This is a genomic window from Candidatus Villigracilis affinis (assembly GCF_016705895.1).
GTDB lineage: Bacteria > Chloroflexota > Anaerolineae > Anaerolineales > Villigracilaceae > Villigracilis > Villigracilis affinis.
Genome location: NZ_JADJKT010000025.1, coordinates 46,106 through 59,036, shown reverse-complemented (window position 1 = coordinate 59,036; position 12,931 = coordinate 46,106). Strand labels below are relative to the sequence as shown.

Sequence of the window (12,931 nt, the reverse complement as noted above, 5' to 3'; positions counted from 1 at the left end):
GATGTCCAAGACTATTTCTGCAGGACGTTCGCCAAAGATCATCATTGAGAACATCGAAGGCGACCTGAGCCTTGTCGGTTGGGATGGGGATGATATTCTGCTCAAAGGCGATGAGGATGAAATGCACTTCCGCCAGGATGGCGGTGAGGTCACACTTTCATGTGATGATGACCTTTCCCTGCGCGTACCGAAATCAGCGTCGGTTTCAATCAAAAAGATCGGTGGTGATGCGGCCATTCGCGGCGTGTTGGGTAATATTGAATTAAAGGAAATCGAGGGCGACCTTTCGATACGCGATGTGAATTCAGTGGCGATCGACACGATCCACTCTGACTTTAGCCTGCGCGGCGCGAAAGGGCATTTAGCTGTAAAAAGCGCGCACGGTGACGTATCCATCCGCGATGTGGATGGGAATGTGGCGCTCGAGTCGGTGGCGGATGATCTGGCGTTACGCGATGTGCATGGAAATGTAAGCGCGAACGTGGCTGAGGATGTTGTGCTCTATCTCAATCCCAAGGCTGGGAATGCGTATGCGGTTACAGCAGGCGATGACATTTTGCTGGTCATGCCCCCGAAAGCCAATGCCACGTTGACCCTTGCGGCGGATGAGATCGATGTTGAATGGAAGGGTGTTGAAAATGAAGAGGACGCCACTTCCCGAGTAATCACCCTGGGCGATGGCTCAGCCGTGATGACATTAAACGCGGGCGGCGATATTCGCGTGACCAATCAGTCCAATGCGGGCGATTCGGCTGAGGATTTTGGTAATTTTGCAGGCATCGGTATGGACTGGTCGGGATTCGGCGAGCGTATTTCGCGGCAGGTGGAGCAGGTGGCCCGGCGTGCCACGAAACATGCCGACGAAGCCATGCGCCGTGCGGCAGAGACGCAAAAACGATTTGAGGAGAGTGTCGAACGCCGAGCCCGGGTCAATGTCAATGCGAAGGTGGGCCGCTGGAACTGGGATATTTCCCCGAAAGGCGTGCCGATGAGGTCGCCTTCGCAGGCTTCCGAAGAGGAACGCATGACCATTTTGAAGATGCTGCAGGAAAAGAAGATATCTGCGGAAGATGCTGAGAAATTGCTCTCCGCGTTGGAAGGTGGAGGTTCATAATGTCTTCTGAAGAGCGCAGAAAGATTTTGCAAATGGTGGCTGATGGAAAGATCAGCGCCGAAGAAGCCGCGACATTGATGCGGACGTTGGATGAAGATTCTGTCGAAGAGCAGATCGAGGTCATTCAACCCGAATCAGGTTTCGGGTCCGAAAAGACCGATGCCCCGGAGTTTGAGGAAGTTCGCAGGCGGGCATTCCGCTTTGCAATGATCCCTCTCTGGATCGGAGTCGTCGTCACAGTGTTGAGTTCGTGGGGAATGTATTCCGTCCAGCAGAGCTCGGGGTTGAATTTCTGGTTCTTTTGCCTGACACTTCCATTATTGTTTGGGGTTCTGTTAATCGCGCTCGGCGCGGGTGGCAGGGCTGCACGCTGGATCTATATCAATGTAGATCGTTCGCATCAGACCGAGTGGCCGAGGAACATTACGCTGGCCCTGCCCATTCCGCTTGGGTTGGTAAGCTGGTTTTTGAAGAACTTTGGCTCCCATATTGAGGGGTTGAAAAGGACCACGGTTGATGAAGTGCTGATGGCGATTTCAATGGCAAAATCGATCACCGAACCGTTGATCATCAATGTGGACGATGACAACAGCGGCGATCGTGTGCAAGTGTTTATAGGATGAGAGGTTAACATGGCAAACGCAGAAGAACGAATGAAGATCTTGAAGATGATCGAAGAGGGGAAGATCAGCGCCGATGAAGGCTCGAAGCTGCTTTCGGCATTGAATGAGTCGCGCAGGGGCCTGCCGACTCCGCCGCGTCCGCCGAGCATCAGCGGCTCCGCTCCGCGCTGGCTGCGCATTCGCGTCACCGATACCCGCACAGGCCGCTCCAAGGCGTCTGTGCAAATTCCGCTTGCGTTGGTGGATGCCGGTATGAAGATCGGCGCGCACTTCGCCCCCGAGGTGGAAGGCGTGGATATGTCGAATGTGATGGAAGCTCTGCGCATGGGCGTGACCGGCAAGATCATTGACGTGACCGATGAGGAAGACGGTGAGCACGTTGAGATCTACGTGGAGTAGATTTTCATTTCGTTGCGCAACGCGAGTTGCCGCCTTGATTTCCAAAATATCCTTCACCCCGTGACGACTTTTTATCGGGATGGTTTTCTCTCGGCAGGGTGAAGACATTTCTTATTATGTATAACAGCCTGGGGGGAAGCGGCTGGTATCCGCTATAAACAACCTTCTTCGGAGGGTTGTTTATATTAAGTGGATGTGATATTTTGGATTTTATGATGAAAACCACACCTATCACCAATCGCCCAACAGGCATGTTCGGATTCACCATCGTCTGGCTTGGTCAGATCGTTTCAGTGATGGCCAGCACAATGAGTCAGTTTGCTCTCAGCGTCTGGATGTACGAGCAGACCAAAAGCGCCCTTGCCATGGGCACCATGCAGGTTTTTTTTATTACACCTTTTCTGTTAATCTCGCCCATCGCCGGGGTGATGGTGGACCGTCACAATCGCAAAATGATGATGATGGTCAGCGACCTTGGCGCGGGCATCGCCACGCTGACCGTCCTTGCTCTGCAATATTTTGGCGTGATGCAATATTGGCATCTGTATCTGACTTCCATTATTTACGGGCTGGGCATGGCATTTCAATGGCCTGCATATTCCGCTGCCATTAGCACCATGGTTCCCAAGGAAAAACTGGGCCGCGCAAATGGGATGATGTCGCTCATTGAGGCGGGGCCGGGTGTCTTCGCTCCATTGATGGCAGGTGCATTGCTTCCTTTGATCGGGTTGACTGGTATCCTGTTCATCGATGTTTGCACCTTCATTTTAGCCATCGGTGCGTTGATGATGGTGCACGTTCCACAGCCGCCGCGTACCGCCGATGGGGAGCAGGGTCAGGGCAATGTGTGGAAGGAAGCGGCTTTTGGTTTCAAGTACATTTTTGCCCGCCCGAGCCTGTTGGGCTTGCAACTGATTTTTTTCATTGGCAACCTTTTTTCGGGGATCGCATATACAGTGCTGGCTCCGATGGTTCTCGCGCAGACGAACAGCAACAGCCTGGTTTTTGGGTCTGTGCAAACGGCAGGTGCGATCGGTGGAGTAGTGGGCGGGATCATCATGAGTGCGTGGGGAGGTTTCAAGCGGCGTGTGCATGGCGTGTTGCTTGGTTGGATCGTGGCTGGTCTCGGGACAATGATCCTCGGTATGGCGGGCGGACTCCCTGTATGGGTGACTGGGATCATCATCGCTTCGATCATTTCGCCTCTCATCAATGGGTCCAATCAAGCCATCTGGCAGTCCAAGGTGGCACCCGATGTGCAGGGCCGAGTCTTTTCCGCGCGCATGTTGATCGCGTGGCTGACCAATCCGATCTCACCGCTCATCGCAGGGACTTTGGCCGATTTTGTCCTCGAACCTGCCATGAAGACGGATTCGTCGCCTCTTTCTTTAACCTTTGGCTGGCTCGTTGGAACCGGGCCTGGTTCTGGCATGGGGCTTTTGATCTTCTTCTGTGGTCTGTTTGGAATGTTGGCTGCGTTCGCCGGTTATTTTTTCCCAGCCATTTATAATGCGGAAGATATTTTGCCAGACCATGAGGCGTAGGAGACTCGAATGAAATTTGCGATCTTTGGTACAGGCGGTGTTGGCGGATACTTTGGTGGAAAACTCGCGCAGATCGGCGAGGACGTCACCTTCATTGCGCGCGGAAAAAATCTCGAAGCCCTGAAAACCTCAGGCCTGCGCGTGGATTCGATTCTTGGAAATTTCCTGCTGGAAAAAGTGCAAGTCACCGATTCGCCGCAATCAATCAAAAATCTGGATGTGATTTTGCTTGCCACAAAAACATGGCAGTTGGATTCTGCAATCGCCGAAATGAAACCCATGCTGGGGGAGCGGACGGCGATCCTGCCCCTGCTCAATGGCATGGAGCACATCGACAAACTCCGCGCTGAATTTGGTGGTCATGTTCTCGGCGGCTTGTGCAGGATCAGTTCGTTTTTGATCGCGCCTGCCCACGTGAGTCATGTGGCGGTGAATCCGCATATTGATTTCAATGAATGGAAGCAGGAAGCCAGTCCGCGGGTGGATGAAATTCTGTCTGCATTTTCAAAGATAAAAGAGATCACGGCAGATACTCCACCCGATATCGAGTTGGCCATGTGGGAAAAATACCTTTTGATTTGTGCCTTCAGCGGCGTGGGGGCAGTGACCCGCCAGCCCGTTGGCGTGTTTCGTTCCAACCCTGAATCGCGTGCCATGTTCATTCGATCGCTTCATGAAGTGGTTGCCGTGGCTCGTGCGCGTGGCGTCGAGCTGACCGAGCAATCTGCTGAAAGTGTATTGGCTCGCATTGACCAAACCCAGCCAGATATGATGGCATCCATGCAAAAGGATATGATGGAAGGCCGCCCCTCCGAGTTGGAAGCACAGATCGGTGCATTGGTCCGCATGGCGCACGCAGCAAACATCTCCGTGCCGACCAATGAATTCATTTATTCAACCCTCCTGCCTCTCGAACAAAAAGCACGCAAAAAGACAGCCTGATTTTTTCATCCTTTCTCCTTTTTCCCAACCTACCCGTTTGTCCAGTACAAATCCATCCCTTTAGGCGATACACTCCAGAGACGCATTCGCTATACTGATGCGCAAGGAGATAAACATGAGCAAAAATATTTTTATAGAATTATCTGACGCGATCGCCGATGCCGCCGAACAGGCTGGCAAATCCACGGTCTTAGTGGATGCGCGCCGACGTTTCCCCGCCAGCGGGATTGCATTTGCCAAGGATCTGATCTTGACGGCCGACCACGTGGTGGAGCGCGAAGAGGATATCAAAGTGATTCTCGCCGATGGCACGGAAGTTACAGCGCGCCTCGTTGGTCGGGACCCTGGAACTGATCTGGCCGTCTTGAAATTAGACTCGGCCTCAGCCACTCCCGCCGAAGTATCCAAGGCTTCCGCGCGTGTGGGGCAATTCGTTTTGGCCGTTGGCCGCCCCTCTGCCAATGGAATCGAATCCAGTTTTGGTTCGATCAATTCCCTCGGCGGCCCTGTCCGTACTGGGCGTGGCGGCATGCTGGAAAAATACATCAAGACCGATGTGGTTTCCTACCCTGGCTTTTCGGGCGGACCTTTGGTCAATGGCGATGGTACCGTTCTCGGTATCAACACCTCGGGCTTTGGTAACTCTGGCGCGATCACCATCCCCGCTGATGTGGCGTGGAAAATCGCCGAGGCGCTCGCGAAGCATGGCAAGATCAAGCGTGGTTATTTGGGTATCCGCAGTCAGGTCGTTGAACTTTCGGCGGATGGAAAGAAAGCCCTGAAACGTGAGCAGGAAAGTGGTCTACTGCTGGTTGGTCTCGAAGCCGATAGCCCCGCAGGCAAAGGTGGTTTGATCGTTGGTGATATCCTTGTGGGGATCGCTGGCGAACCCGTTGCGCATCAAGATGACCTGTTCGCCCGCTTAAGCGGTGACGTGGTGGGTAAATCCATCCCGGTGGATGTGCTGCGTGGCGGCAAATTGGAAGCGATCAAAGTGGAGATTGGAGAAAGATAATTGATCCGTGTCATGATCGTTTCGCCGAATTCCGCATTGCGGATCGGTCTGCGTGAATTGCTTGGCAGGCAGCCCGATATTCAGATAGCGGGCGAAGCGGTTGATCTTGAAGGTATCCATGAAATGGAGACCGAGGTGCTTGTGCTTGCCTCGGTCTCTTCTGCGCGTTTGTTGGAAAGTAGAATCACTTCTCCTATTTTGTTTTTGACGGATGATGTGGAGTCTGTCCGTGCGGTGCTTGGGTCTAATGTGCGTGCCTGGGGGGTGCTTTCACCCGATGCCACGGAAGATGAATTGGCGGCGGCAGTCCGCGCGGTGGGGGAAGGGCTTTGGGTTGGCGCACCAAGCCTGGTCCGGGAAATGATCCGCTTTTCGGGGCGCAGGGAATCTTTGGGGGAAGAGTCTCTCACCGAGCAGTTGACTGCCCGGGAGAAGGAAGTCATTCAATTAATGGCGCAGGGATTGGCGAATAAACAGATCGCGCTTTCATTGAGTATCAGCGAACATACTGTGAAATTCCATCTATCGTCGCTGTACGCAAAGCTGGGAATTTCCAGCCGTACTGAGGCGATCAAACGGGGAATTGAATTGGGGCTGATCTCGTTGTAAAAAGCAAACATCCCGCTCATGAGCGGGATGTTTTGATTCGGCCGTTGATCTCAATGCTTTTTTCGATGGAAGAACAGCGGGACGGTGACAATGACAGTGATGACCATTCCCATCAGCATGATGCCATCTGTGGAGCCGATGACAGATTCGCCTTCGACTGCCGGGGTGGGGGTTGTTTGCAGGGAAGTGAAGGAATTTGTTTGACTTTGCGCCTGCGCGAAGGATTGGTTGAAGTTCGCGCTCGTGAGCACAAAAACGAACAAAAGGAATATAAAAGCAAGCCCATATATATAGATTGTTTTCATTGTTGATCGGTTTCAATTGTATCATGGCTTGAAAACATATAATTTAACCCCAATATGTACTTATATGTACTTTTCTGCACTTTCGATGTATAATGCGCCAGATTATTTGCTGGTTGGGGTTCAGCAAATCACTTTTTTGGAGAATGCATGGAATCTGTTTTGATGAAATTCATATTTCCTTCTCTCGTCCTGATGGTTATCGGGACGGGTTTTGTGTATATGCATTTAATGGCCGGGCGGGTTTCATTTCGTAACTTTTGTGTTTGTCCTTTGTTTGTATCTATGTAAATTAGCCTTCGCCGCCTTTAATTCGGCGGCGTTGTGCTTAAAAGTTTTAATTCAGGAGCATCCATGATCAAAAGAATATTTGACTGGCTGAAACAGCCTCTTGGTCTGATCGCGGTGGGGATCGCTTTCCTGGCGTTGTTCAGTGTCGCGGCTTATGGTCTGTATACGACCCAGCAGGCACCTGCACAGCCCATTCAATTCCCCCATCAGACGCATGTTGCATTTGGTATTCAATGTTTGTATTGCCATCCGAATGCAGCGAAGGGACCCACTGCTGGTATTCCAGCCCAAGCCAAGTGTTGGGCCTGCCATCAGCAGATCGCCAAGACACAAACCAGCGTTCTGCTTGCGCCTTTGAAGGATGCGGTCTTAAGCGGCACACCCATTGAATGGGTGCCGGTTGCGATCGTGCCGGACTTTGTCCAGTTTAACCACCGTGCGCATATTGCGGCTGGAAAGAACTGCGAAGAATGTCACGGCGATATGAGCAAAGTGACCATTGCCCAAAACCCGCAGGTAATGAACATGGGTTGGTGTTTGGATTGCCACGTCAAGAATGCCGGTGAAGATCATGTGAAACTGGTCAAGCTCACCGACTGCGGCACTTGTCATTATTAAACCGGGCGAAAGGAATCAATATGAGCGAACAATTTTCCCGGCGTGATTTTCTGAAACTGGCTGGTGTAGGCGCGGCGACTACTGCGATCCTCACTGGTTGTGGGCCTGCCTCGCGATACGTCAAACGCGAACCGTACATGCAGATGCCCGAATACAACTATAACGGCCAGAGCACATATTACGCCACCACTTGCCGCGAATGCGCGGCCGGATGCGGACTCATCGTCCGCACCATGCAGGGACGTGCACTCAAAACCGAAGGTAATGCGAACAATCCGCTGAACCTCGGAAAAACCTGCGCACGCGGACAGGCCACATTACACGGTCTGTACAACCCTGACCGCGTGACCGACCCGGTCAAACGCACCCGTGGCAGCGCCTCAACCACAGCCGTGGATTGGGATGCCGCCACTCAGGTAGTTGCGGATGCCCTCAAGAACAACAAGCCCGAAGAGATTGCCTTCCTCATGGGAATGGCCCCCGATCATCTCTTTGACCTGGTAACTGATCTCGCGAACGCGACAGGCATCAACGCCCCGGTTCGTTTTGGTGCTCTGGGCATGTTCGAATCCCGCGCCACTCTGAGCAAGGCTGCTGAGAATTTGTTCGGTGAAGCCAGAATGCCATTCTTTGACGTGGGTGGGGCAGAGGTCGTCCTCTCCTTCGGCGCGAACTTCCTCGAAACATGGATCTCGCCTGTTTCATACACCCGTGGTTTTGTTGGCCTGCGCGAAGCAAAGACCAAGCTGCGCGGCAAATTCATTCAACTTGAAGCGCGGATGTCTTCCACGGCTGGCAAGGCGGATGAATGGCTCCCGATCCGCCCCGGGACCGAGGCACTGGTCGCGCTTGCGATCGGCAGACTCGCCTCCGAACTGCGCGGCGGCCCCATGCCTCGTGCCTTCTCGAGTGTTGACCCGCTTGATGCCGCTTCAAAATCCGGTATCAAACTTGAAATGCTTGAACATATCGCCGAACTGTTCTCTGGTTCGCATGTCGCGCTTGCCATCCCCGGCGGCTCGGCGCTCGGCCAGAGCAATGGCCTCACCGTTGCCGAAGCAGTTCTCGCTTTGAATGCGGTTGCTGATAACTTCGGTAAACCCGGTGGCGTGTATTTCTCACCGCTTGCCCCCAACCAGACAGCCTACCAAAGCCCTGCCTCCGCTAAGGAAATGCAGGACTTCATTCAGAAGATGGCTGATGGAAAATTCAAGGTGCTGTTCGTTCACGGTGTCAATCCCATTTTTGAATTGCCCGCTTCATTGGACTTCAAAGGTGCATTGAAGGGTGTTGAGCAGGTAATCTCATTTGCCACATTCCCCGATGAAACCGCACTCGAATCTGATTACGTTTTCCCCGATCACCATGGACTTGAATCCTGGGGATATCAGCGAGTAATCACTGGTTCCAATCAATCGGTCCTTTCAGGGTCACAACCAGTTGTGTCACCTTTCTACAATACCCGCGCCACTGTGGATGTCCTGGTCACTGCCGCACAGCTCGCTGGCGGAGCCTTTGCAACCGCCTTGCCGTTTAAAGATGAAGTTGAGTTCTTGCAGAGCAAGGTTGCTCCGTTGATGAGCGAAGCCGATGGCTTCTTCTCTGCGGCTGATCTCAACACCTTTATGGCTTCCTTCCAACAGTACGGTGGATGGTGGAAATTATCCGACGGACGCGGCGTGCCCGGTACGGCGGATGTCCTCAATCGCAACATGGATGGCGCCGAAGCTGAATTCGCCGGTGAAGGTGAATTCTTCCTCGTTCCGTTCGTTTCGCCGACGTTGGCCGAAGCTGGCGCGAACAAGCCCTGGCTTCAGGAATTGCCCGACCCCACCACGACCGTCATGTGGAACACCTGGGTTGAGATGAATCCTGAAACTGCGCACGAACTCGGCCTCGAAGACGATGACGTGGTCAGAATCACCAGCGAAGCGGGAGTGTTGGAAGTGCCTGTTTATCGGTATCCAGCCATTCGTCCGGACACGATCGCGATTCCTTATGGTCAGGGTCATACTGCTTATGGCAGATATGCCGAAAAGCGCGGCGTCAATCCCGCGGATCTGCTTGTCCAGCATTTCAATGAAGCAGGCGATCTCGCATTTGCAGGTGTAAAAGTTAAGATCGAAAAGACCGGCAGGAAGCAGCCTCTTTCCCGCCTTGAAAGTATTATGGGTGTGTACGGCATTGGTCTTGGAGAGGAGCATTAATCATGATTCGACCTGAAGAAATCAAACTCAGCTCGGAAGAAAACGGCAAATGGGGCATGGTCATCGACCAGGACATTTGCACCGGTTGTCAGGCTTGTGTTGCCGCCTGCGCCATGGAAAATAATATCTCCTTTGTAGGTGAGGAAGATTCTGGTTATGGCCGTGCCATGCACTGGATCCGTATCGAACGCTTCTGGGAGGGCGAATATCCTGAAGTAAAGATGACCCCCCAACAGCCGATGCTCTGTCAGCAATGTGGACATGCCACCTGCGAACCGGTCTGCCCCGCATTCGCCACTGTCCACTCACAGGCGGAACAGCTAAACCTGCAAGTGTACAATCGCTGTGTCGGTACGCGTTATTGTGCGAACAACTGCCCATATCAGGTTCGTGCATTCAACTGGCGCGATTATCAGCGCCCTGAGCCTTTGTCCAACCAACTGAATCCTGACGTTACCGTGCGCCGCATGGGCGTGATGGAAAAATGCACCTTCTGCATCCAGCGCATTCACAAGGCGCAGGATCAGGCAAAAGCAGAAGGACGTGAAGTGCAGGATGGCGAATTCACTACCGCGTGTGCGCAAGCCTGCCCTGCGAGCGCGATCGTTTTTGGACGCGTCGACAATCCCGAGTCGCTGGTTTCGCAATTGGCGCACAAAGGTCATGGCGTTAAACATCTTGAAGAACTTGGCACGCTTCCCAACGTGACCTACTTCAAGGGAGGGTAAACATGTCTGATAACAAAACACATGCGGACCACGGCGCTCATTCAGCAGAGCACTTCCGCGAAAAACACTTGATGCTTGACCCGCTTCCGCGTGGTCAAATGAACGACATGGTCATGGAATCCATGTTGGAGAAACCGACATGGAAATTCTGGATCATCTTTGCCTTTCTGAGTGTGGTTGTTGCATATTTCCTGTTCTATAAGTGGGGCGTCCTGATCGCAAAAGGTCAGGGTGAGGCAGGCGTTATGCGCCCCGATTATTGGGGTATCTTCCTCGTCAACACCGTGTTCTGGATCGGTATCAGCCATGCAGGTACATTCATTTCCGCGATTCTGCGTGTGTTCAAAGCGGAATTTCGCCGCCCGTTCACCCGCGCCGCCGAGTTGATGACCACCTTTGGTCTGGTGCAGGCTGGCTTCAGCATTTTCATGCACTTGGGCCGTGTGTGGCTTTTCTACTGGCTCATGCCTTACCCGAACCAACGTATGCTCTGGCCCAACCTGCATTCTCCATTGACATGGGACTTGCTGGCGATTACCACATACCTGCTTTCATCCACCATGTACCTGTTCCTGCCGTTGATCCCCGATATGGCCATGGCGCGTGACCGCTCTACCGGCTGGCGCAAGAATTTTTATAGAATTCTCGCGCTCGGCTTCCGCGGAACCGAAGGTGAATGGACCCATCTGCGCAACGCGATGAACATCTTTGCGTTTGCGATCATTCCGGTCATGTTCTCGGTACACACCATCGTGTCCTGGGACTTTGCCGCTGCCACCCGCCCTGGTTGGTCTTCCACCATCTTTGGCCCGTACTTCATCGTCGGTGCGTTACATTCCGGCATGGGCGCCGCTGCAATCGTGCTTGCGGTCATTCAAGGCACCATGAAGCATATGAAATACTTTGTCCGCGGCGAGCATTTCGACGCCATCGGCAAACTCATGCTCATCATCTCGATGGCATGGGCCTACTTCTTCTTCAACGACTACATGGTGCAGTGGTATGGTGGCGACAAATGGACGCAGCAGATGCTGCACTTCCATGAAGCGGGTCCCCTGGGTTGGATGTGGTTTGCCATGCTGATCTGTAATATTGCAATTCCGTGGGCGATTTTGTGGAACGCCCGATGGCGCGCAACCCCCTGGTTGATCGCCACCGTAGGCATCGCCATCAACATCGGCATGTGGTTTGAACGCTACATCATCATTCCTATTTCCGTCACCATTAACCGTATGCCATTCACCTGGCGTTTGTACCAGCCGGGTATCGAAGTTCCCATGGGCATCGGTACTGTGGCTTTGTTCATCCTCCTGTACATGGCGGCTTCCAAGTTGATCCCGCTCATTCCCGTTTGGGAAGTGCAGGAAGGCCAAATGGCACACGAACTCAAGAAATTCGGACGCGAGACCGTTGTTTCGGTCAGCGAATTGGAATAGGAGGACAACATGACTGAATCAAAAGTTGTTGACCTGCTTGCGGTCTTCCCTGACCTCGAACCTGCTGCGAACGCCATTGAGCATCTTCGCGCCTTGGGTGTTCATGACGAATGCATGAACGTCATCTCCGGCATCCCTGTCACCGAAGCCATGCTTGGCCGTCCTCACCAGTGGACGAACGTGCCTCGCATTGCCATGGGCGGTGCCTTGTTGGGTTTTGGTGGCGGCTTCTTCCTCGCCTTCATCTCGCCCTATCTCTACCCCTATCCTGTTCAAGTCAGCACACAGGCGTTCATTCCCGGACCTCCCACTGTGGTTGTCCTTTTCGAATTGACCATGCTTGGCATGTTGATTTCAACTTTCGTTGGTGTGTTCCTCGATAGCTTCTTCCCCAACTATCGTCCGATGAAATACGTGCCTGAGATCAGTGATGGCAAGATTGCCATTCTGGTCGAATGCCCGAATGCAGATGAAAAGAAAATTACGGATGCCTTGAATAAAATGGGCGCTGAATCCGTGAAACCTGCGGAGGCGCAACACTTATGAGACTCTTTAAGCAACTCGTTGTCGTATTTGCAGCACTTGGCGTGCTTGTCGGCGCTTTGATGATCTTCGCCTACGACGTGATCAAAATTGACTGGGTCGTGTTTATGGAGATCCAACAATCCTACAGTGCGCAGGAAAATCCATTGCCGGTGCCTGCCCAATCCATTCCGGTGGAAGGCGCTGCCTATATTCCTGGAAATGGTGCGCCAGCCAACCCTGTACCTGCGGATGAAACATCCATTTCGCGCGGTGCAGAACTCTATACCATTCACTGCCTGATGTGCCATGGCGCAGCCGGGCAGGGCAACGGGACCATCTCCGCCTTTTTGGTGAAGAAGAAACCCGCTGATTTGACCAGTGAACTGGTACAGAGCAAGACCGATGGAAGTTTGTTTCTGACGATTTCCAACGGCATCTTCAATCCGAATAATACGCTTTTCCCCGGTACTGAATTTTCGGGGCAAATGCCGCCCTTGAGCGAGAACCTTTCCGTGCGCGAGCGCTGGGATTTGGTTAACTACATTCGCACGCTCACGATCCCGGTAGCGGCGCAGTAG

The 12,931-nt window shown here is 53.1% G+C and carries 14 protein-coding genes; 13 read left to right on the top strand and 1 reads right to left on the bottom strand.

What is annotated here, in order from left to right:
* Nucleotide 1 precedes the first annotated feature (1 nt).
* The 7 genes from IPI86_RS11525 to IPI86_RS11495 all read left to right on the top strand — a co-directional run bounded on the left by IPI86_RS11525 (nt 2) and on the right by IPI86_RS11495 (nt 6,246).
* Entirely contained in the window at nt 2–1,114 is a 1,113-nt protein-coding gene (locus IPI86_RS11525; protein ID WP_345298161.1) for a DUF4097 family beta strand repeat-containing protein, read from the top strand.
* Nucleotides 1,114–1,737: a hypothetical protein gene (locus tag IPI86_RS11520; RefSeq protein ID WP_345298160.1), complete on the top strand. Its 624-nt coding sequence runs from the start codon at nt 1,114–1,116 to the stop codon at nt 1,735–1,737. Before IPI86_RS11525 ends, IPI86_RS11520 begins: the two co-directional genes overlap by 1 nt.
* Nucleotides 1,738–1,746: 9 nt before the next feature.
* Nucleotides 1,747–2,136, top strand: coding sequence for a hypothetical protein (locus IPI86_RS11515; protein WP_345298159.1), 390 nt, complete (start codon nt 1,747–1,749; stop codon nt 2,134–2,136).
* Between the two features lie 215 nt (nt 2,137–2,351).
* Complete coding sequence (locus tag IPI86_RS11510) at nt 2,352–3,680, top strand: MFS transporter (protein WP_345298158.1); 1,329 nt, start codon at nt 2,352–2,354, stop codon at nt 3,678–3,680.
* A 9-nt stretch (nt 3,681–3,689) separates the two neighbouring features.
* Nucleotides 3,690–4,622 carry a 2-dehydropantoate 2-reductase gene (locus IPI86_RS11505; protein WP_345298157.1) on the top strand — a complete coding sequence of 311 codons (933 nt, stop codon included), beginning with the start codon at nt 3,690–3,692 and terminating at the stop codon, nt 4,620–4,622.
* 115 nt (nt 4,623–4,737) lie between these two features.
* Nucleotides 4,738–5,637, top strand: coding sequence for a trypsin-like peptidase domain-containing protein (locus tag IPI86_RS11500; RefSeq protein ID WP_345298156.1), 900 nt, complete (start codon nt 4,738–4,740; stop codon nt 5,635–5,637).
* Nucleotides 5,638–6,246, top strand: a complete 609-nt coding sequence (locus tag IPI86_RS11495) for a response regulator transcription factor (protein WP_345298155.1) — start codon at nt 5,638–5,640, stop codon at nt 6,244–6,246. It abuts the gene before it with no gap.
* Nucleotides 6,247–6,296: 50 nt separating this feature from the next.
* On the opposite strand, the gene IPI86_RS11490 is transcribed toward IPI86_RS11495, so the two are convergent.
* The gene (locus IPI86_RS11490; protein ID WP_345298154.1) at nt 6,297–6,551 is read right to left on the bottom strand and encodes a hypothetical protein; all 255 of its coding nucleotides are present in this window, start codon (nt 6,549–6,551) and stop codon (nt 6,297–6,299) included.
* A 351-nt stretch (nt 6,552–6,902) separates the two neighbouring features.
* Here IPI86_RS11490 and IPI86_RS11485 point away from each other — a divergent pair, with 351 nt between their 5' ends.
* From IPI86_RS11485 to IPI86_RS11460, 6 genes are read left to right on the top strand one after another with little or no spacing between them, the layout of a single operon-like run.
* Entirely contained in the window at nt 6,903–7,457 is a 555-nt protein-coding gene (locus IPI86_RS11485) for a cytochrome c3 family protein (protein ID WP_345298153.1), read from the top strand.
* Nucleotides 7,458–7,477: 20 nt separating this feature from the next.
* Complete coding sequence (locus IPI86_RS11480) at nt 7,478–9,664, top strand: molybdopterin-dependent oxidoreductase (RefSeq protein ID WP_345298152.1); 2,187 nt, start codon at nt 7,478–7,480, stop codon at nt 9,662–9,664.
* A 2-nt stretch (nt 9,665–9,666) separates the two neighbouring features.
* Nucleotides 9,667–10,392 (top strand): 4Fe-4S dicluster domain-containing protein, encoded by a 726-nt coding sequence (locus IPI86_RS11475; protein WP_345298151.1) that lies wholly within the window; start codon nt 9,667–9,669, stop codon nt 10,390–10,392.
* Nucleotides 10,393–10,394: 2 nt separating this feature from the next.
* Complete coding sequence (nrfD, locus tag IPI86_RS11470) at nt 10,395–11,828, top strand: NrfD/PsrC family molybdoenzyme membrane anchor subunit (RefSeq protein WP_345298150.1); 1,434 nt, start codon at nt 10,395–10,397, stop codon at nt 11,826–11,828.
* A 9-nt stretch (nt 11,829–11,837) separates the two neighbouring features.
* On the top strand, nt 11,838–12,374 hold the full coding sequence (locus tag IPI86_RS11465; protein ID WP_345298149.1) for a quinol:electron acceptor oxidoreductase subunit ActD: 537 nt from the start codon (nt 11,838–11,840) through the stop codon (nt 12,372–12,374).
* Nucleotides 12,371–12,931, top strand: coding sequence for a cytochrome c (locus IPI86_RS11460; RefSeq protein WP_345298148.1), 561 nt, complete (start codon nt 12,371–12,373; stop codon nt 12,929–12,931). The genes IPI86_RS11465 and IPI86_RS11460 overlap by 4 nt, the downstream gene beginning before the upstream one ends.

Bases quoted from the DNA above. Each gene is read 5' to 3' on its own strand.
- IPI86_RS11505 (WP_345298157.1), top strand. From the start codon at position 3,690: ATGAAATTTGCGATCTTTGGTACAGGCGGTGTTGGCGGATACTTTGGT.
- IPI86_RS11510 (WP_345298158.1), top strand. From the start codon at position 2,352: ATGAAAACCACACCTATCACCAATCGCCCAACAGGCATGTTCGGATTC.
- nrfD (WP_345298150.1), top strand. From the start codon at position 10,395: ATGTCTGATAACAAAACACATGCGGACCACGGCGCTCATTCAGCAGAG.
- IPI86_RS11500 (WP_345298156.1), top strand. From the start codon at position 4,738: ATGAGCAAAAATATTTTTATAGAATTATCTGACGCGATCGCCGATGCC.
- IPI86_RS11525 (WP_345298161.1), top strand. From the start codon at position 2: ATGTCCAAGACTATTTCTGCAGGACGTTCGCCAAAGATCATCATTGAG.
- IPI86_RS11490 (WP_345298154.1), bottom strand. From the start codon at position 6,551: ATGAAAACAATCTATATATATGGGCTTGCTTTTATATTCCTTTTGTTC.
- IPI86_RS11515 (WP_345298159.1), top strand. From the start codon at position 1,747: ATGGCAAACGCAGAAGAACGAATGAAGATCTTGAAGATGATCGAAGAG.
- IPI86_RS11460 (WP_345298148.1), top strand. From the start codon at position 12,371: ATGAGACTCTTTAAGCAACTCGTTGTCGTATTTGCAGCACTTGGCGTG.
- IPI86_RS11480 (WP_345298152.1), top strand. From the start codon at position 7,478: ATGAGCGAACAATTTTCCCGGCGTGATTTTCTGAAACTGGCTGGTGTA.
- IPI86_RS11520 (WP_345298160.1), top strand. From the start codon at position 1,114: ATGTCTTCTGAAGAGCGCAGAAAGATTTTGCAAATGGTGGCTGATGGA.
- IPI86_RS11485 (WP_345298153.1), top strand. From the start codon at position 6,903: ATGATCAAAAGAATATTTGACTGGCTGAAACAGCCTCTTGGTCTGATC.
- IPI86_RS11465 (WP_345298149.1), top strand. From the start codon at position 11,838: ATGACTGAATCAAAAGTTGTTGACCTGCTTGCGGTCTTCCCTGACCTC.
- IPI86_RS11475 (WP_345298151.1), top strand. From the start codon at position 9,667: ATGATTCGACCTGAAGAAATCAAACTCAGCTCGGAAGAAAACGGCAAA.